The organism is Pseudoxanthomonas sp. YR558, from assembly GCF_900116385.1.
GTDB lineage: Bacteria > Pseudomonadota > Gammaproteobacteria > Xanthomonadales > Xanthomonadaceae > Pseudoxanthomonas_A.
On record NZ_FPCI01000002.1, the window covers coordinates 941,906 to 959,057 of the forward strand.

Annotated in this window: 18 protein-coding genes and 1 tRNA gene; 6 read left to right on the forward strand and 13 right to left on the reverse strand. The window is 66.8% G+C overall.

Annotation, left to right across the window (positions count from 1 at the left end; translation table 11 throughout):
- The first annotated feature begins 97 nt into the window (after positions 1–97).
- The gene (gene bfr, locus BM365_RS15980; RefSeq protein WP_093490467.1) at positions 98–583 is read left to right on the forward strand and encodes a bacterioferritin; all 486 of its coding nucleotides are present in this window, start codon (positions 98–100) and stop codon (positions 581–583) included.
- Here bfr and BM365_RS15985 read toward each other — a convergent pair whose 3' ends face one another.
- The 3 genes from BM365_RS15985 to BM365_RS15995 all read right to left on the reverse strand — a co-directional run bounded on the left by BM365_RS15985 (position 584) and on the right by BM365_RS15995 (position 3,733).
- A complete protein-coding gene (locus BM365_RS15985; protein ID WP_093490468.1) occupies positions 584–1,240 on the reverse strand; it encodes a thiopurine S-methyltransferase in 657 nt (218 codons plus the stop codon).
- A gap of 40 nt (positions 1,241–1,280) precedes the next feature.
- Positions 1,281–3,524, reverse strand: coding sequence for a DNA topoisomerase IV subunit A (gene parC, locus BM365_RS15990; RefSeq protein WP_093490469.1), 2,244 nt, complete (start codon positions 3,522–3,524; stop codon positions 1,281–1,283).
- A 124-nt stretch (positions 3,525–3,648) separates the two neighbouring features.
- Positions 3,649–3,733 (reverse strand) — tRNA-Leu (locus tag BM365_RS15995).
- Positions 3,734–3,976: 243 nt separating this feature from the next.
- Between BM365_RS15995 and rnr the strand changes: the two genes are divergently transcribed.
- The 4 genes from rnr to BM365_RS16015 are packed head-to-tail and all read left to right on the forward strand — an operon-like array spanning position 3,977 to position 8,771.
- Positions 3,977–6,298 (forward strand): ribonuclease R, encoded by a 2,322-nt coding sequence (gene rnr / locus BM365_RS16000; RefSeq protein WP_233210883.1) that lies wholly within the window; start codon positions 3,977–3,979, stop codon positions 6,296–6,298.
- Positions 6,299–6,301: 3 nt separating this feature from the next.
- Positions 6,302–6,775 carry a GFA family protein gene (locus BM365_RS16005; protein ID WP_093490470.1) on the forward strand — a complete coding sequence of 158 codons (474 nt, stop codon included), beginning with the start codon at positions 6,302–6,304 and terminating at the stop codon, positions 6,773–6,775.
- 51 nt (positions 6,776–6,826) lie between these two features.
- Entirely contained in the window at positions 6,827–7,570 is a 744-nt protein-coding gene (gene rlmB / locus BM365_RS16010; protein WP_093490471.1) for a 23S rRNA (guanosine(2251)-2'-O)-methyltransferase RlmB, read from the forward strand.
- Positions 7,571–7,580: 10 nt separating this feature from the next.
- On the forward strand, positions 7,581–8,771 hold the full coding sequence (locus BM365_RS16015; RefSeq protein ID WP_093490472.1) for a DmpA family aminopeptidase: 1,191 nt from the start codon (positions 7,581–7,583) through the stop codon (positions 8,769–8,771).
- A gap of 12 nt (positions 8,772–8,783) precedes the next feature.
- Here the strand turns inward: BM365_RS16015 and BM365_RS16020 are convergent, their stop codons facing one another.
- A complete protein-coding gene (locus BM365_RS16020) occupies positions 8,784–9,320 on the reverse strand; it encodes a helix-turn-helix domain-containing protein (RefSeq protein WP_093490473.1) in 537 nt (178 codons plus the stop codon).
- 118 nt (positions 9,321–9,438) lie between these two features.
- Between BM365_RS16020 and rhtA the strand changes: the two genes are divergently transcribed.
- Positions 9,439–10,329, forward strand: coding sequence for a threonine/homoserine exporter RhtA (gene rhtA, locus BM365_RS16025; protein WP_093490474.1), 891 nt, complete (start codon positions 9,439–9,441; stop codon positions 10,327–10,329).
- Here rhtA and BM365_RS16030 read toward each other — a convergent pair.
- The 9 genes from BM365_RS16030 to pstC form a co-directional block, all read right to left on the reverse strand.
- Positions 10,326–10,826, reverse strand: coding sequence for an O-acetyl-ADP-ribose deacetylase (locus BM365_RS16030; protein WP_093490475.1), 501 nt, complete (start codon positions 10,824–10,826; stop codon positions 10,326–10,328). The genes rhtA and BM365_RS16030 overlap by 4 nt on opposite strands.
- A gap of 19 nt (positions 10,827–10,845) precedes the next feature.
- Complete coding sequence (gene rnt, locus BM365_RS16035) at positions 10,846–11,475, reverse strand: ribonuclease T (protein WP_093490476.1); 630 nt, start codon at positions 11,473–11,475, stop codon at positions 10,846–10,848.
- Between the two features lie 76 nt (positions 11,476–11,551).
- Complete coding sequence (locus BM365_RS16040; RefSeq protein WP_093490477.1) at positions 11,552–12,304, reverse strand: HvfC family RiPP maturation protein; 753 nt, start codon at positions 12,302–12,304, stop codon at positions 11,552–11,554.
- Positions 12,297–13,148 (reverse strand): HvfB family MNIO-type RiPP peptide maturase, encoded by an 852-nt coding sequence (locus BM365_RS16045; RefSeq protein ID WP_093490478.1) that lies wholly within the window; start codon positions 13,146–13,148, stop codon positions 12,297–12,299. Before BM365_RS16045 ends, BM365_RS16040 begins: the two co-directional genes overlap by 8 nt.
- Before the next feature lie 51 nt (positions 13,149–13,199).
- Positions 13,200–13,610: an HvfA family oxazolone/thioamide-modified RiPP metallophore gene (locus tag BM365_RS16050; protein ID WP_093490479.1), complete on the reverse strand. Its 411-nt coding sequence runs from the start codon at positions 13,608–13,610 to the stop codon at positions 13,200–13,202.
- A 147-nt stretch (positions 13,611–13,757) separates the two neighbouring features.
- A complete protein-coding gene (gene phoU / locus BM365_RS16055; protein ID WP_093490480.1) occupies positions 13,758–14,468 on the reverse strand; it encodes a phosphate signaling complex protein PhoU in 711 nt (236 codons plus the stop codon).
- An 8-nt stretch (positions 14,469–14,476) separates the two neighbouring features.
- Positions 14,477–15,295, reverse strand: coding sequence for a phosphate ABC transporter ATP-binding protein PstB (pstB, locus tag BM365_RS16060; protein WP_093490481.1), 819 nt, complete (start codon positions 15,293–15,295; stop codon positions 14,477–14,479).
- Positions 15,288–16,139: a phosphate ABC transporter permease PstA gene (gene pstA / locus BM365_RS16065; RefSeq protein WP_093490482.1), complete on the reverse strand. Its 852-nt coding sequence runs from the start codon at positions 16,137–16,139 to the stop codon at positions 15,288–15,290. The genes pstB and pstA overlap by 8 nt, the downstream gene beginning before the upstream one ends.
- The gene (pstC, locus tag BM365_RS16070; protein ID WP_093490483.1) at positions 16,139–17,110 is read right to left on the reverse strand and encodes a phosphate ABC transporter permease subunit PstC; all 972 of its coding nucleotides are present in this window, start codon (positions 17,108–17,110) and stop codon (positions 16,139–16,141) included. Before pstC ends, pstA begins: the two co-directional genes overlap by 1 nt.
- Positions 17,111–17,152 lie beyond the last annotated feature (42 nt).

Here is a 17,152-nt window from a genome sequence, read left to right on the forward strand (position 1 = left end):
CATGCCGCGATGCGACGACGAACGCGACTGATTCCGATTCGGTCGCCGGTCCGTGGGATCGGGCATCCTGTGCGCCTCGCCACAGGAGCCGCCCCCCATGAAAGGCCACCCGGACGTCGTCGAATACCTCAAGTTCCTGCTGCGCGGCGAGTTGGCCGCGCGCGACCAGTACTTCATCCATTCGAGGCGCTACGAGGACCAGGGCCTGAAGGCGCTGTTCCACCGCATCGACCACGAGATGCAGGAAGAGACCCAGCACGCCGACGCGCTGCTGCGCCGCATCCTGTTCCTGGAAGGCGACCCGGACATGCGCCCGGAAGCCTTCACCGCCGGCACGACCGTCGAAGAGATGCTCCAGCGCGACCTGGAAGTCGAATACGCAGTGCGCGCGCACCTGGCCAAGGGCGTGGCGCTGTGCGAGCAGTATGGCGACTACGTCAGCCGCGAAATCCTGCTGACCCAGCTGCAGGACACCGAAGAAGACCATGCGCACTGGCTGGAACAGCAGTTGGGCCTGATCAAGCGACTTGGCATCCAGCTGTACCTGACCTCCAAGCTCGACGGCGAACCCGCCGCCGAGTGATCAGCCGCGACGGAGACGGTAGACCGCCGTCTCCAGCGCGCTCAGGCCTTCTTCGCGGAAGCGCGGCTCTTGGTCCAGGATGTCGCGCCGCTCCAGCAGCGTGTGTCGCCACGGCGCGGCGAACAACGCCTCGACCTCGGGTTGCTCCACCGAGAACGGTGGTCCGGCTTTTTCGGTTTGCGGATACTCCAGCGTGATCAACAGGCCCTGCGCCCCCGTGGGAAGCGACGCATAGACCGTGTCGCGATAGCGCAACCGCAGATCCGCGGGCAGCGCGATCAATGCCGCACGGTCGTAGACGCCGGCCACGTCCGCGAGTAACGCCGGATCCACGCCGAAAGCGTCGCCCAGGATGATCTCCACCGGCCCCGCGCTGAAATGCTCGCCGTAGCGACTGGTGGTCCGTACCGGTTCGAGTCCGGCTTCCTCGAAGAATTGCGTGACCGCCAACGGCGACAGTTCCACGCCGAGCACGCGATGTCCCTTCGCTGCCAGCCAGTGCATGTCCAGCGACTTCCCGCACAACGGCACCAGCACGCGGCTGCCCGCCGGGAGTTGCAGCGACGGCCAGTGCTTCTCGAGCAACGGCATCACGTCGCTGCGGTGGAAGCCGATCTGGCCTTCCTGCCAACGCTGCAACCAGAAATCGGCGTCCATCGGTGAATCCTCCCGGCGTCTTGGAAGCGTCGTAGGTGCGTTACTGGATATCCAGCCCGTCGACCTTCTGCCACCCACGCGGCAACAGCCCACCGCGTGTCGCCCGCGCGCCGACATATTCGTCCAGGTCCTTGAACGACAGGCTCATCGTGCGCTGCCCGCTCTTCACCAGCAGCGTGCTGCCCGGCGTGACGGCCGCGATGGCGACCACGCGCTCGGTGCCGAGCTTGGCCTTCGGGATCTCGATGATCTTGTTGCCTTTGCCCTTGTCCAGTTCCGGCAGTTCGCTGACCGGGAAGGCCAGCAGATGGCCCGCACTGGTCACGGCGACGATGCGATCGGTCTCGGTGTTGGGCACCTGCGCCGGCTGCAGCACGTTTGCGCCCGCGGTCAGGTTGAGCATCGCCTTGCCCGCCTTCTGGCGACCGGTGAGGTTCTCGAAGCGGGTGACGAAGCCATAGCCATGCGACGAGGCCAGCACGAAGCGGCTGTCGTTGTCGCCGCTGGCCAGTGCCTGGAAAGACGCGCCGGCGGCAGGCGAGAAGCGACCGGTCAGCGGTTCGCCATTACCGCGCGCAGAGGGCAGCGTATGCACGGCCGTCGAGTAGCTGCGGCCTTCCGAGTCGAGGAAGGCGACCTGTTGCGTGCTGCGCGAGCGCACCGCCGCCAGCAGGCCATCGCCCTCGCGGTAGGACAGCGTGGCGGCATCCACGTCGTGGCCCTTCGCAGCGCGTATCCAGCCCTTCTCCGACACCACCACGGTCATCGGTTCGCTGGCGACCAGCTCGGTTTCGTCCAGTGCCTGCGCGGCATCGCGCTGCACCAGCGGCGACATGCGGGCGTCGCCGAACTTCTTCGCGTCGGCCGTTAGTTCGTCCTTGATCAGCTTCTTCAGCTTCGTCTTGGAATCCAGGATGCCGGCGATCTTCTCGCGTTCGGCCTGCAATTCGTCCTGCTCGCCGCGGATCTTCATTTCCTCGAGGCGGGCGAGCTGTCGCAGCTTGGTCTCGAGGATGTAGTCCGCCTGCTCCTCGCTCAACGCGAAGCGGGCGATCAACGCGGCCTTCGGCTCGTCCTCGGTGCGGATGATGCGGATCACTTCATCCAGGTTGAGGAACGCGACCAGCAAGCCCTCCAACAGGTGCAGGCGACGCTCGACCTTCTCCAGCCGGTGCTTCAGGCGGCGCGTCACCGTGTCGCTGCGGAACGCCAGCCATTCGGTCAGCAGCATCTTCAGGTTCTTGACCTGCGGACGGCCGTCCAGTCCGATGATGTTGAGGTTGACCCGGTAGCTCTTCTCCAGATCGGTGGTCGCGAACAGGTGGCCCATCAGTTGTTCGGCGTCCACGCGGTTGGAGCGCGGGATCAGCACGACGCGCACCGGGTTCGCGTGGTCGGATTCGTCGCGGATGTCTTCTAGCCAGGGCAACTTCTTCGCCCGCATCTGCGCGGCGATCTGCTCGATCACCTTCGAGGGCGATACCTGGTAGGGCAGCGCATCGATCACGAGGTTGGCGTTGTCCTTGCGCCACACGGCGCGCGCGCGGACGCTGCCGGTGCCGTTCTCGTACATCGTGCGCAGATCGGACGCCGCGGTGATGATCTCCGCCTTCGTGGGGTAGTCCGGGCCGCGCACGTGTTCGCATAGGTCGGCGACCGTCGCGTCCGGATCATCGATCAGGCGAATGCACGCGCTGACGATCTCGTTGAGGTTGTGCGGCGGCACGTCGGTGGCCATGCCCACGGCGATGCCGGTGGTGCCGTTGAGCAGCAGGTGCGGCAGGCGCGCCGGAAGCCACGTGGGCTCCTCCAGCGTGCCGTCGAAGTTGGAAGCCCAGTCCACCGTGCCCTGGCCGAGTTCGCCCAGCAGCACTTCGGCGATGGGGGTGAGCTTGGATTCGGTGTAGCGCATGGCCGCGAACGACTTCGGGTCGTCCGGCGAACCGAAGTTGCCCTGGCCTTCGATCAGCGGATAGCGGTACGAGAACGGCTGCGCCATCAGCACGAGTGCTTCGTAGCAGGCGCTGTCGCCATGCGGGTGGTACTTGCCGATCACGTCGCCGACAGTGCGCGCGGACTTCTTCGGCTTGGCGCCCGCACTGAGGCCGAGCTCGCTCATCGAATAGATGATGCGGCGCTGCACGGGCTTGAGCCCATCGCCGATGAAGGGCAGGGCGCGGTCGAGGACCACATACATCGAGTAGTCGAGGTAGGCGCGCTCGGCGTACTCGCGCAGCGGGATCTGTTCGAAGCCGTGGAAGGTGGGGCGGATGGTGTCGCTCATCGGGTGCATTCGTCTGCAGCAGTGTCCTGCCGCAATTCTACCCGTCGCGGTCTCAGCGCTTGAGCGCGCGTTGCAGGAGACCGGAAACGAAAAACCCCCGCTTGCGCGAGGGTTTCGTTTTGCGTGGTGCCCAGGAGAGGACTCGAACCTCCACGGTTTTACCCGCTAGTACCTGAAACTAGTGCGTCTACCAATTCCGCCACCTGGGCAGGTAAGCGAGGCGCGCATTTTGAGGACAGGGCAGGGGAATGTCAACGGGTGTCTTCGCGCGGTGTTGTTCAGGCGGGGTGTACGATGCGCCGATGACCAAGAAGACTCCCACGGGCGGCGGCAAGAAGCCCGCCGCGTCCGCCAAGGCCGGCGCGAAGCCGGCCTCCCGCAACACCTTCGGCAAGGCGGGCAAGCCCGCCGGCAAGCCGGGCAAACCGGCCAAGAAGAGCCTGCCGCCCTGGATGCCCGACCTGCCCGCATCGGGCGGCCGTACCAAACCCGGTGCGCCGGCCCCCCATCGCGCCGGTCCGCCGCCGCGCGCTGCGGGACGCTTCGTCGATCCGCACGCACAGCGTGAAGCCCAACGCTACGAACAGCCCATCGCCAGCCGCGAAGCCATCCTCGGCTTTCTGGAAGCGGCCGAGGGCCCGCAGACCGCCGAGGAAATCGCGGGACCGTTGGGCCTGGACGCGCCCGACCGTTTCGATGCGCTGTCCAAGCGGCTCGGCGCGATGGTCCGCGACGGCCAACTGGTGCAGAACCGCCGCGGCGGCTTCGCGCCGGTACAGCACACCGACCTGATCGCCGGCACGGTGATCGCGAACCCCGACGGCTTCGGTTTCCTGCGGCCGGACACCGGCGGTGGCGACGATCTGTTCCTGCCGCCCTACGAAATGCGCAAGGTCATGCATGGCGACCGTGCGTTGGCCAACGTCACCGGCATCGATCGCCGCGGCCGCCGCGAAGGCAGCATCGCGCGCGTGCTGGAACGCGGCGTCACCCGCCTGATCGGGCGCTTCGGTTTCGAGGTGGGCATCGCCTACGTGGCGCCGGACGACAAACGCATCCAGCGCAACGTTCAGATCCCGCAGGATGCGACCGGTGGTGCGCGCGATGGCCAACTGGTCGTGGTCGAACTGACCCAGGCGCCGGATGCACGCCGCCCGCCCATCGGCAAGGTGATCGCCGTGCTCGGCGACAGCCTGACGCCGTCGCTCGTCGTCGAGGCCGCCATCCACGGACACAACCTGCCGCACGAGTTTCCGCAGGAAGTGCTGGACGAAGCCACCGCGGTGCCGCTGGTCGTCGAGCCGACGATGATCGGCGACCGCGTCGACCTGCGGTCCACGCCGCTGGTGACGATCGACGGCGAAGACGCGAAGGATTTCGATGATGCCGTCTACTGCGAGCCCACGCGCGACGGCTTCCGTCTGATCGTCGCCATCGCCGACGTGTCGCACTACGTGCGTCCCGGCACGCCGCTGGATGATGAGGCGCAAAAGCGCGCGACCTCGGTGTATTTCCCAGGATTCGTGGTGCCGATGCTGCCGGAGACGCTGTCCAACGGCATCTGTTCGCTGAACCCGAAGGTCGACCGCATGACCTTCGTCTGCGACATGCACGTCAATCGCGACGGTGAAGTGACGCAGTCGAAGTTCTACGAAGCGGTGATGAACTCGCATGCGCGCCTGACCTACACGCAGGTGTGGAAGGCCGTCGGCGAGAACGATGAAGAGACCCGCACGCAGATCGCCGCGGTGCTGCCGCACGTCGAGCGGTTGTACCAGCTGTACCACGTGCTGGCGAAAGCGCGCGCTACGCGTGGCGCGATCGAGTTCGAAAGTTCGGAAGTCCGCTTCGTGCTGGACAATCGCGGCGAGGTCACCCAGGCCGGCATGCTGGTGCGCAACGATGCGCACAAGCTGATCGAGGAGTGCATGATCGCCGCCAATGTGGAAGCGGCGAAATACCTGCTGGCCGCGCATATTCCCGCGCCGTACCGCATCCACGACAAGCCGCCGGAAACCAAGTACGCGGACCTGCTGGAATTCCTGAAGGAATTCAAGTTGTCGATGCCGTCCTGGGGCAAGGTGCAGCCGAAGGATTTCACCCAGTTGCTGAAGAAGGTACGCGAGCGTCCGGACGCCGCCTTGCTGGAATCGGTGCTGCTGCGCAGCCAGAGCCTGGCGGTGTACGCGCCCGACAACGTCGGCCACTTCGGCCTGGCGCTGGCGGCTTACGCGCACTTCACTTCGCCGATCCGCCGTTATCCCGACCTGCTGGTGCATCGTGCGATCAAGCACGGGTTGACGAAGCAGAAGCCCGATGCCTTCCAGTATTCGTCGCGCGACATGGCGGCGCTGGCGTTGCAGTGTTCCGAGCGCGAGCGCCGTGCCGACGAGGCGGAGCGCGAAGTCGACGAGCGTTATCGCGCGGCCTGGATGGAAAAGCATGTCGGTGGCCAGTTCGATGGCGTCATCAGTGGCGTCACCAGTTTCGGCCTGTTCGTGGAGTTGGACGAGTCCAAGGTCAACGGCCTGGTCCACGTGACCCAGCTCCCGCAGGACTACTACCACTTCGACCCGACGCGGAAGACGCTGTCGGGCGAGCGCCGGGGCCTGTCGTACCGCCTCGGCGACCGTGTGCGCATCATCGTGCTCAAGGCCAGCCTGGAAGACCGCAAGATCGACTTCCGCCTGGTCGAGGACAAGACCAAGGACAGCGGCTTGCCGCCGCCCCCGCCGCGCGGCCAACCCGCCAAGCGCACCAAGAAGAAGTACTGAGCCATGGGCGAGGCGGTCCGTACCGGTGGCTGCCAGTGCGGCGCGATCCGTTTCCGTGTCACCGGCGAACTGACGGACGCGTCCATCTGCCATTGCCGGATGTGCCAGAAGGCGTTCGGGGCCTACTACGCGCCGCTGGTGTCGACGCGAGGCGCGCGGCTCGAATGGACGCGTGGAGCGCCGAAGCGCTTCCGCTCGTCGAACGTGGTCCAGCGCGGCTTCTGTAGCGATTGCGGCACGCCGCTCACGTACGAAGCGCCGGACGGCGTGGCCGTGGCGGCGGGCGCCTTCGACGATCCGGCCGGACTGGCCCCCTGGGTGCAGTACGGCATCGAAGGCAAGCTTCCCTACGTGGATGGCTTGCCGGCGCTGCCGCAGCGGCGCACCGAGGAGGACGAGGCCGCGGCCGCGTTCCTCGCCGATGTGGTGTCGTTCCAGCACCCGGACCACGACACGCCGGCCTGGCCGCCGCGCTGAGCGACGGGTCGGTGCGATAATGCCGGCCTTTCCAGGGCGGCCGTACAGCGCATGAGCAAGCAGAACCAGTGGATCGTCGGCGTCAACGCGGTGGCCTCGGCTATCGAGAACGATGCCGACAACGTGCGCGAGGTGCTGGTCGAGGGCGGCAGCAAGAACGCACGCCTGACCGAGATCGAGGAGAACGCACGCCGCAAGGGCATCGACGTGCGCCGCGTCACCGGGCAGGCGCTCGACGGTGTGGCGGGTTCGCTGCGCCACCAGGGCGTCGCCGCGCGCTATGCCGCCGCGAAGACCTGGGACGAGGGCGAGCTGCAGGGCCTGGTCGAGGCCGCCGAAGGCAAGGCACTGCTGCTGGTGCTGGATGGCGTGCAGGATCCGCACAACCTGGGCGCCTGCCTGCGCAGCGCCGCGGCGGCCGGTGTCACCGCGGTCGTGATTCCCAAGGACAAGTCGGTGGGCGTGAATGCCACCGTGCGCAAGACCTCGGCCGGCGCCGCGGACACCATCCCGGTGGTGCAGGTCACCAACCTGTCGCGCTGCCTGCGCGACCTGCAGCAGCTGGGCGTGTGGATCTACGGCCTCGCCGGCGAAGCGGAGGCATCGCTGTACTCGCTCGACCTGCGCGGCAACGTGGCGCTGGTGCTGGGCGGCGAAGCCGACGGCCTGCGCCGGTTGACGCGAGAGAACTGCGATGGCTTGGTGAAGATTCCCATGCCCGGCGAGATCGAAAGCCTCAACGTGTCGGTCGCCGCCGGCGTCACCCTGTTCGAAGCCGTCCGCCAACGCCAATAAAGGAATCCGCATGCCCGCTGCGCCGCACCGTTCCTCGATCCGGCTGGCGGCGCTGCTGCTCGCCGCCGTTTCCGCCAGTGTTTTCGCGCAGGATGCACCGCGTGCACGCGCTCGCGATCTTGGCGTAGCGCCGGGCATCTTCGCACCCGGCACGCACAACGCGATCACCGACGTGGCCGGCGTGCGGGTCGGCCAGGTGACGCTGGTGGAAGGCGACACCGTGCGCACGGGCGTTACTGCGATCCTGCCGCATCCTGGCAACACCTACCGTTCGCGCGTGCCTGCTGCCGTGCATGTCGGCAACGGCTTCGGCAAGTTCATCGGCAGCACCCAGGTCAACGAACTGGGCGAACTCGAAACCCCCATCATGCTGACCTGCACCTTGTGCGTGTGGAAGGCCGCCGACGCGATGGCGGCCTGGATGCTGGAGCGTCCCGACATGCAGCAGGTGCGGTCGCTCAACGTCATGGTCGGCGAGACCAACGATGGTGGCCTCAACGACATCCGCGCCCGCCCGGTCACCGCCGAGGCCGTGCGACGCGCGCTGGACACCGCCCGCGATGGTGTCGTGCAGGAAGGCAGCGTCGGCGCGGGTACGGGGACCGTGGCGTTCGGTTGGAAAGGCGGCATCGGCACGTCGTCGCGCAAACTTCCTGCATCGCTGGGCGGGTGGACGGTGGGTGTGCTGGTGCAGGCCAATTTCGGTGGCGTGCTGCAGGTATCCGGTGCGCCGGTGGGGCGTGAGCTGGACCGCTACGCATTCCAGAACGCCGTGGCGGCGAACGCGAACGGTGCACGCGGCCGCGCGGACGACCGAGGCGACGGCTCCATCATCATCGTCATCGCCACCGATGCGCCCCTCGGCGACCGCAACCTGCGCCGGCTCGCCTCACGCGGCATGATGGGGCTGGGGCGCACCGGCAGCGCTGCTTCCAACGGCAGTGGCGACTACATCATCGCGTTCTCCACCGCGGACTCCGTACGCCGTGCATTCGACGCACCGCGCCTGGACACCCGCGAACTGGCGAACGAACAGACCACCGCGGTGTTCCAGGCCAGCGTCGATGCGGTCGAGGAAGCGATCTACAACGCGCTGTTCATGGCGACCACCGTCAGCGGCAATGGCGAGACGGTGGAAGCGATCCCGCTGGATCGCGTGCGCGATGTCCTGCGCCGGCACGGCATCGCACCGGCGAAGTGATGCTCTCGTGGCTCAGTGCACGACGTTGCGGATGAAGCGCAACGGCGTATCGGCGCCATTGCGGTAGGCGTAGTCGCGGTCGCTGGGGAAAACGAAGAAGTCGCCGGCGTCAACGGTCTGTTCGCCTTCCGGCAGCTCCACCACCAGTTGCCCCTCGATGACGAAGAACATCTCATGCCAGCCGGCGGGATCCGCGCCGCAGGTGTAGCGATCGCCGGGCATCAGGGTCCACGCCCACAGTTCGACATCGTGCGCCGCCGGCGCGGTGGCCAGCAGCACCGCCCGGGACCCTGGTGTGCGTCCCTGCCAGGCGAGGGCTTCGATGCGGCGCAGGTCGTTGGTGGGGGCTTTCACCAGGTCGGCGAAGCTGACCTGCAGGGCTTCAGCGATGCGGTCCAGGGTGTTCAGGCTGACATTGGCGTCGCCGGATTCGATGCCGACCAGCATCCGCCGACTGACGTCGGCCGTCTCGGCCAGGGCTTGCTGGCTGAGGCCGGCGGCTGTCCGCAGACGGCGGACGTTCTCGGCCACGTGTTCAAGTACGCTCATGGATAGGGGTTGCGCAATATATTGCGCATAGGCTAAGCTTCGATTGCGCAATATAGTGCGCAATCGTATCCCCCACAAGCACAGGGCGCTCCGCGTGCCCTGGCAGGTAGTCTTCCCAATGAAGTTCGTCTCGTCTTCTCCCGCTGCATCGCGCTGGCAGCCGATCGCCCTGCTGCTGGTCGCCATGGTGTCCATCCAGTCGGGTGCATCGCTGGCCAAGCATCTGTTTCCCGCCGTCGGTGCGACGGGGGCAACCGCGCTGCGCCTGGCCCTGGCGACGCTGCTGCTGGTCGCGGTGTTCCGCCCCTGGCGCATGCGCGTCGAGCGGCACCAGTGGCCCGCATTGCTGGCGTACGGCATCTCGTTGGGCCTGATGAACCTGATGTTCTACAAGTCGCTGGAAACGGTGCCGCTGGGTATCGCCATCGCGCTCGAATTCACCGGGCCGCTAGCGGTGGCGCTGTTCGGTTCGCGGCACCTGCGCGACGTCGTCTGGGTGGCGCTCGCGGTGCTGGGGCTGGTGCTGCTTGTGCCGAAACAGGGCACGCAGGCGCTGGACCCGATGGGCGTGGCCTATGCGTTGGGTGCGGGCACATGCTGGGCGCTGTACATCGTGTTCGGGCAGAAGGCGGGCAACGAACATGGTCCGCAGACGGTCGCGCTGGGAACCTGCATTGCCGCGGTGGTCGCCGTGCCGTTCGGTGTCGCGCATGCCGGCACCGCGCTGCTGTCGCCGGCGCTGCTGCCGATCGCGTTCGCGGTCGCGTTGTTGTCAACGGCCTTGCCGTACAGCCTGGAAATGGTCGCGCTGACGAAATTGCCGACCCGTACGTTCGGCATGCTGATGAGCCTGGAACCCGCCATCGGTGCATTGTGCGGCCTGCTGTTCCTGCACGAACAACTCAGCGTGCTGCAGTGGCTGGCGATCGTCGCGATCATCGTCGCATCCGCGGGCGCAGCGATGACGGCGCGCGCGCCGGTGGAGTCGGCGGGCAGCGGCGAAGGCTAGGCCAGCAACGCGCGGTAGAGCGCGAGATCGTCCTGGGAAAAGCAGCAGAAGGTCACGCTCGACGGCAACGTCGCATTGGCCAGGGTGGTGCGCACCGTATCGACCGCCACGCGCGCTGCGAGATCGGGGGGATACCCGTAGATGCCGGTACTGATGCAGGGAAACGCGATACTGAGCACGCCATGCCGCGCCGCCAGCGCGAGACTGTTGCGGTAGCAGGCTTCCAGCAGCGTGGGCTCGCCTTCATCGCCGCCGCGCCAGACCGGGCCGACGGTGTGGATCACATGGCGCGCGGGTAATCGATAGCCGCGGGTGATCTTCGCTTCGCCTGTGCGGCAGCCGCCCAGCAGGCGGCATTCGGCGACAAGCTCCGGCCCGGCGGCGCGATGGATGGCGCCGTCGACACCGCCACCGCCGAGCAGCGATGAGTTCGCCGCGTTGACGATGGCGTCGACATGCAGCGTCGTGAGGTCGGCCAGGAGCGCAGTCAGCTGCATCGCAGGCTCACGCGGAATCTCAGGCCAACGGCCGCGGCCACGCGTTCGCGATCGTGCAGAACAGGCGGGCGGTCTGCTCGGCGTCGTAGACGGCGGAGTGCGCGTCCTCGGCGTTCCAATCGAAACCGGCAGCGGCGACGGCACGCGCAAGCACGGTTTGGCCGTAGGCCACGCCGGCCAGCGTCACCGTGTCAAACACGCTGAAGGGATGGAACGGGTTGCGCTTGTGGCCGACGCGCGCGACCGCAGCGTTGAGGAAGTTCAGGTCGAAGTGCGCGTTGTGGCCGACCAGGATCGCGCGCTGGCAGCCGTGCTTCTTGACCGCCGCGCGCACCGGCGCGAACACGTGGTCCAGCGCGTCCTTCTCGTGCTTGGCGAAGCGGAAGGGGTGGTCGAGGTCGATACCGGTGACTTCGAGCGACTTGGGATCGATCTCCAGGCCGGGCGCCGGATGCAGGTGCACGCTGGAGGTGGTGCCGGGCACCAGCAGGCCGTTCTCATCCAAGTCGAGCGGGACTGCGGCCAGTTCGAGCAGGGCGTGCCGGTTCCAATCGAAGCCGCCGGTTTCCACATCCACCACGACCGGCAGGTAGCCGCGGAAGCGGTGGGCCATGGGTGTGATGCGGGCGGTTTCGGCGGCGTTTTCCATGCGCGGAAGGGTAGCAGACGGCGCGGCCGCTTCCCGTGCTGGAACCACAACCGCGCGTGAGTGTTGCCGGTCGCGACTACTGTGGGGCGGGTTCCACACCCACCAGCGTGCCTTCCTCGCGCATGCGCTGCAGCATGGCGGCACCCTGCTCGATGAAGGCGGGCACGTCATCGACGCCGGCCTCGTCGGCGAGCTGGCGAAGGACGTCGTCCCCGCTGCGCTCTCGCGTACCCAGGAGTTCGACCAGCCGGTAGACCAGCGGCGAGATCGCGGCGAACCGCACCTGCTGGTCGTCGCCACGCCGCACGAGCAAACATGTGGGTTCGGCGGGAGGCACGTCGGGCTGGTAGTCGGGACCGACGCGATGCACCGGCCACTGGTACGCCAGCGCCCATGCGAACGGCGACACCACGGGCACGCCCGCGAGCAGGTCGCCTTCCGGATCATGCGGGGGCACGGTGTCGTCTGCGATCTGCAGTGCCAGCTCCACCCATTCGTAGTGAGCGAGTTCGCGCAACCACGACGGATCGCCATCATCCGCGCGGGTTTCGAGGAAGCGGATGAACTCGCGCGCGACCTCGGGGAACAGCGGCGTGTGGCTGCGATGGTTGGCGTAGAAGTCCCGCACCAGGCGGCGCCAGGCATCATCGCCCAGGGTCTTGCGGATCACCGGGAAATTGCCGGCCAACAGCCCTTCGATGTTGTTGAAGAACAGGTCGCGATAGACCGCGAGCCGCCGCTCCTCGATGCCGGGCGGCGGCGGGTGCGCGGAGGGGTCCCGCAGATGCCGTGACAGCGCGAACTGTTGGTCGTGCAGGGTGTCAGCCATGGGTCGTGCGTGCGCTCGCGCTTGCGTGTGCGACCTGCGCGTGGCGGATGCACTGCACTTCCGCGGCGAGCTCTGCCAGCGGCGGGAAGTTGAAATCGCGTTCGAGCAGGGTGGGGCGTACGCCATGCTGTTCGTATGCCAGCGACAGCAGCGACCAGACATCGTCCTTCACTGGTGCGCCATGAGTGTCCACCTTCAGGTCGTCGGCTTCGTCGTAGTGGCCGGCGATGTGGTACGACGCGATCCGCGCCGACGGCATGCGGGCCAGGAAAGCGCGCGCGTCGTAGCCATGGTTGATGGCATTGACGAAGATGTTGTTGACGTCCAGCAACAGGTCGCAGTCGGCTTCGTCGAGCACCGCGCGAACGAAGTCGGCTTCCGCCATCGCCTGGTAGGGCGCGGCGTAGTAAGAGACGTTCTCGACCGCGATGCGCCGGCCCAGGGCATCTTGTGCCTGGCGGATGCGCGCGGCGACATGGTGCACGGCTTCCTCGGTGAACGGGATCGGCATCAGGTCGTACAGATGGCCGTCGTCGCTGCAGTAGCTCAAGTGCTCGCTGTAGAGCGATACGCCGTGCTGGTCGAGGAAGCGACGGGTGCGCGCGAGGAAGGTGTCGTCCAGCGGCGCCATGCCGCCCAGTGACAGCGACAGTCCGTGGCACGTGATCGGATAACGGGCGGACAGTCCGCGCAATGCTTCGCCGTAACGGCCGCCCACGCCGATCCAGTTGTCGGGTGCGCACTCGAGGAAGTCGAAGCTCCCCGCGGGCGCACTCAGCAGGTCATCGAGCAGCGCACGGCGCAAGCCAAGGCCTGCAGAGGCGGTGGGCAGGGGTGTGGTCATGCAGGAGGGCATAGGGTCCCGGCGGAGGCGCCGGGACCCTTTCGCGCAGGCTTACTTGTCGCCGGTCTTCTTGTCGGCGCCGCACTTACCTTCGCCACACTTGCCTTCACCGCACTTGCCCTCGGCACCCTTCGCACCGGCGTGGGCCTTGTGCTCGGCGGCGTCGATAAAGCCGTCCTTGTTGGTGTCGATGCCGGCGAAGTCGGCCGCCTTGTCCGGATGGGCGGCGGCGAACTCGGCCTGCGAGACCTTGCCGTCCTTGTCGGTGTCGGCCTTGGCCATGCCGCACTTGCCCTCGCCGCATTTGCCTTCACCGCACTTGCCTTCGCCGGCTTTCGCGGCTTCGGGCGCGGCCAGCAGGTAACCCTGTGCGAGCGGCTCCATCGCGAAGCTCGAACCGGCCAGCAGGATGCCGCCCGCCAGCGCGACAGCGACAGCAGCGGGTTTGGTGGTCTTGGACATCGTGTTCTCTCCCAGAGCGTGCGGGGGATCCGCACCAGCGTGGCGGGATTGTAGCGGCCGGACGTTAGCGGCCCGTTGGTGCCAGGCCCTGAACGGACAAGCCCCGCCGGAGCGGGGCCTGTCGCGTGTTGCGGTGCGGCGCAGGAATCAGACGGCGCCGGTGGTGCTGGTGTCGTCGCGCTTGGCCCGCGGCGGCAGCGGCTGTTCGCCATGCACCAGGAACCACACGTTCTCGGCGATGTTGGTGGCGTGGTCGCCGATCCGCTCCAGGTTCTTGGCCATGAACAGCAGATGCGTGCACGGCGTGATGTTGCGCGGGTCTTCCATCATGTAGGTCAGCAGCTCGCGGAACAGCGCGGTGTAATGCGCGTCCAGCTCGGCATCGCGCTCGCGCACTTGCACGGCCTGTTCCGCGTCGCCGTTCTGGTACGCGACCAGAACATCGCGCACCTGGCGGGCCGCCAGCTTGCCGAGCGCACGCAGGCCGGTGATCTGCGGCATCGGCGGCGACACGTTGAGGGCGATGGAGCGCTTGGCGACGTTCGCGGCGTAGTCGCCGATGCGCTCGATGTCGGCCGGGATCCGCAAGCCGGCGAGGATCTCGCGCAGGTCGCGCGCCATCGGGCCACGCAAGGCCAGGTGCATCACGTCGTGGCTGACCTGGTGCTCGATGGCGTCGATGGCCTCATCGTTGGCGATGATGCGTTGGGCGGCCTTGTCGTCGCGGCGTTCGACCACGTCCAGCGCGGCCTCCAGCTGGGCGACGGCGGTCTCGCCCATGCGGACGATCTCGGCCACCAGGCGGCGCTGTTCTTCGTCGTAGCTCTTCACGATATGGTCGTTGGGTTGTGTGTTCATGGGCGTCCTCAGCCGAAACGTCCGGTGATGTAGTCTTCGGTCTGTTGCTTGCCGGGGTTGGAGAAGATCGTCGACGTGGCGTCGTGTTCGACCAGCTCGCCCAGGTACATGAAGGCCGTGTAGTCGGACACGCGCGCGGCCTGCTGCATGTTGTGCGTCACGATCGCGATGGTGTACTGGTGCTTCAGTTCTTCGATCAGCTGTTCGATCTTGCTGGTCGAAATGGGATCCAGGGCGGAGGTCGGTTCGTCCAGCAGGATCACGTCCGGGCGCAGGGCGACGGCGCGCGCGATGCACAGCCGCTGCTGCTGGCCACCGGAGAGGCCCAGCGCGCTCTGCTTCAGCTTGTCCTTGGCTTCTTCCCACAACGCGGCCTGGCGGAGCGCCTGTTCGACGCGCACATCCATGTCCGCCTTGTTCAGGCGCTCGTGGTGGCGGATGCCGTACGCGACGTTTTCATAGATCGTCATCGGGAACGGCACCGGCTTCTGGAACACCATGCCCACCTTGCTGCGCAGGCGGTTCATCGGGTACTTGGGGTCCAGGATGTTCTCGCCATCCAGCAGCACATCGCCAGCGGCACGCAGCTTCGGGTACAGCGAGTAGATGCGGTTGAAGACGCGCAGCAGGGTGGACTTGCCGCAGCCGGAGGGACCGATCAGCGCGGTGACGCGCTTCTCCGGGATCTCCAGGTTGATGTTCTTCAACGCGTGGAAGTCGCCGTAGTAGAAATCTAGGCCCTTGGCGGCCAGCTTCACGCTGGCGGGCGCGGCGAGGTCGTCGTGGCGTTGCGGCGTCACCACGGCAATGCGGGCGGCGTCATTCATGGGTCACCTTGTTTCGAAGAAGGATGGTTCGCGCAATCAGGCTGAGGATCAGCACCATGCCGGTGACCAGGAAGGCGCCGGCCCAGGCCAGCGAATTCCAGGAGTCGTAGGGGCTCATCGCGTATTGGAAGATGACCATCGGCAGGTTGGCCATCGACTGGTTGAGGTCGGTGCTCCAGAACTGGTTGTTGAAGGCGGTGAACAACAGCGGTGCGGTTTCGCCGCTGATGCGCGCCAGCGCCAGCAGGATGCCGGTGACGATGCCCGGCAACGCCGAACGCATCAGCACCTGGGTGGTGACCTTCCACTGCGGCACGCCCAGCGACAGCGCGGCCTCGCGCATCTGCTGCGGTACCAGCCGCAGCATCTCGTCGGTGGTGCGCACGATCACCGGCAGCGCGATGAACGCCAGCGCCACCGCACCGGCCCATGCCGAGTAGTGCCCCATCTGCGCCACCATCACGGTGTAGATGAAGAGGCCCAGCACGATGGACGGTGCCGACAGCAGGATGTCGTTGACGAAGCGGACGGTTTCGCCCAGCCAGTGCTTGTTGGCGTACTCGGCCAGGTAGGTGCCGGCGGCGATGCCGATCGGCGTGCCCAGCAGGATCGCCAGCAGGCTGATCACCACGCTGCCGAACAGCGCATTCGCCAGGCCGCCCGGTTCGTTCGGCGGCGGTGTCATCTGGGTGAAGAGATCGAGGTTGAGGCTGCCCATGCCCTTGGTGATCGTGGTCCAGAGGATCCAGACCAGCCACATCAGGCCGAACAGAGCCGCGGCGATGGACAGCGTGAGCGCGACGACATTCTTGACTTTGCGCCAGGTGTAGAGCGAAGCGGACATCAGTTGCCCTCCCGCTTGGCGAGCTGGCGCAGCATCAGGCGTGCGATCGCCAGCACAATGAAGGTCAGCACGAACAGAGTGAAGCCGAGCAGCAGCAGCGAGCCCTTGTGCAGCGGATCGGTGGCTTCGGCGAACTCGTTGGCGATGGTGGCGGCGATCGAGGTGCCCGGTTCCAGCAGCGCCAGGCTTATCGCGTAGGCGTTGCCGATCACGAAGGTGACCGCCATCGTTTCGCCGAGCGCGCGGCCCAAGCCGAGGAACACGCCACCGATCACCGCGGAGCGGGTGTAGGGGAGCACGATGTCCCAGATCACTTCCCACTTGGTCGAGCCCAGCGCGTAAGCCGATTCCTTCAGGCGGCCCGGCACAGTCAGGAAGACCTCGCGCATCACCGACGAGATGAAGGGGATCACCATGATCGCCAACACCAGGCCGGCGGTCATCATGCCGATGCCCAGCGGCGGACCGGAGAGCAGCACGCCCACGAGCGGCAATTGGCCCAGGTTGTCGTTGATCCACGGATAGACGTGTTCGCTCAGCTGCGGCGCTAGCACGAACAGGCCCCACATGCCGTAGATGATCGAGGGAATGCCGGCCAGCAATTCGATGGCCATGCCGACCGGGCCGCGCATCCAGGCCGGTGCGACCTCGGTCAGGAAGACGGCGATGCCGAAGCTCACCGGCACCGCGATCAGCATGGCGATGCCAGCGCTGACCAGCGTGCCGAAGATCGGCACCAGCGCGCCGAATTCGCGCGTGCCGACATTCCACTCGGTGCTGGTGAAGAAACCCAGGCCGAAGGTCTGCAGGGCTTCGCGACCACCCCACAGCATCGACACGGCGGCGGCGATCAGCGAGATCAGGACGAACAGGCCGGCGCCGGTCAGCGTGAGCCGGAACAGCGTGTCTGCGCGCGCATCTTTGGCAGTGCGTGCGTCCGTCAAGGAAACGGGGAGGGCAGTGGCGTTCATGCAACCCGATGGGTGGGGGAGGGCGGTGTGGCGGTCTGGCTA

Bases quoted from the DNA above. Each gene is read 5' to 3' on its own strand.
- bfr (WP_093490467.1), top strand. From the start codon at position 98: ATGAAAGGCCACCCGGACGTCGTCGAATACCTCAAGTTCCTGCTGCGC.
- BM365_RS15985 (WP_093490468.1), bottom strand. From the start codon at position 1,240: ATGGACGCCGATTTCTGGTTGCAGCGTTGGCAGGAAGGCCAGATCGGC.
- parC (WP_093490469.1), bottom strand. From the start codon at position 3,524: ATGAGCGACACCATCCGCCCCACCTTCCACGGCTTCGAACAGATCCCG.
- rnr (WP_233210883.1), top strand. From the start codon at position 3,977: ATGCCCGACCTGCCCGCATCGGGCGGCCGTACCAAACCCGGTGCGCCG.
- BM365_RS16005 (WP_093490470.1), top strand. From the start codon at position 6,302: ATGGGCGAGGCGGTCCGTACCGGTGGCTGCCAGTGCGGCGCGATCCGT.
- rlmB (WP_093490471.1), top strand. From the start codon at position 6,827: ATGAGCAAGCAGAACCAGTGGATCGTCGGCGTCAACGCGGTGGCCTCG.
- BM365_RS16015 (WP_093490472.1), top strand. From the start codon at position 7,581: ATGCCCGCTGCGCCGCACCGTTCCTCGATCCGGCTGGCGGCGCTGCTG.
- BM365_RS16020 (WP_093490473.1), bottom strand. From the start codon at position 9,320: ATGAGCGTACTTGAACACGTGGCCGAGAACGTCCGCCGTCTGCGGACA.
- rhtA (WP_093490474.1), top strand. From the start codon at position 9,439: ATGAAGTTCGTCTCGTCTTCTCCCGCTGCATCGCGCTGGCAGCCGATC.
- BM365_RS16030 (WP_093490475.1), bottom strand. From the start codon at position 10,826: ATGCAGCTGACTGCGCTCCTGGCCGACCTCACGACGCTGCATGTCGAC.
- rnt (WP_093490476.1), bottom strand. From the start codon at position 11,475: ATGGAAAACGCCGCCGAAACCGCCCGCATCACACCCATGGCCCACCGC.
- BM365_RS16040 (WP_093490477.1), bottom strand. From the start codon at position 12,304: ATGGCTGACACCCTGCACGACCAACAGTTCGCGCTGTCACGGCATCTG.
- BM365_RS16045 (WP_093490478.1), bottom strand. From the start codon at position 13,148: ATGACCACACCCCTGCCCACCGCCTCTGCAGGCCTTGGCTTGCGCCGT.
- BM365_RS16050 (WP_093490479.1), bottom strand. From the start codon at position 13,610: ATGTCCAAGACCACCAAACCCGCTGCTGTCGCTGTCGCGCTGGCGGGC.
- phoU (WP_093490480.1), bottom strand. From the start codon at position 14,468: ATGAACACACAACCCAACGACCATATCGTGAAGAGCTACGACGAAGAA.
- pstB (WP_093490481.1), bottom strand. From the start codon at position 15,295: ATGAATGACGCCGCCCGCATTGCCGTGGTGACGCCGCAACGCCACGAC.
- pstA (WP_093490482.1), bottom strand. From the start codon at position 16,139: ATGTCCGCTTCGCTCTACACCTGGCGCAAAGTCAAGAATGTCGTCGCG.
- pstC (WP_093490483.1), bottom strand. From the start codon at position 17,110: ATGAACGCCACTGCCCTCCCCGTTTCCTTGACGGACGCACGCACTGCC.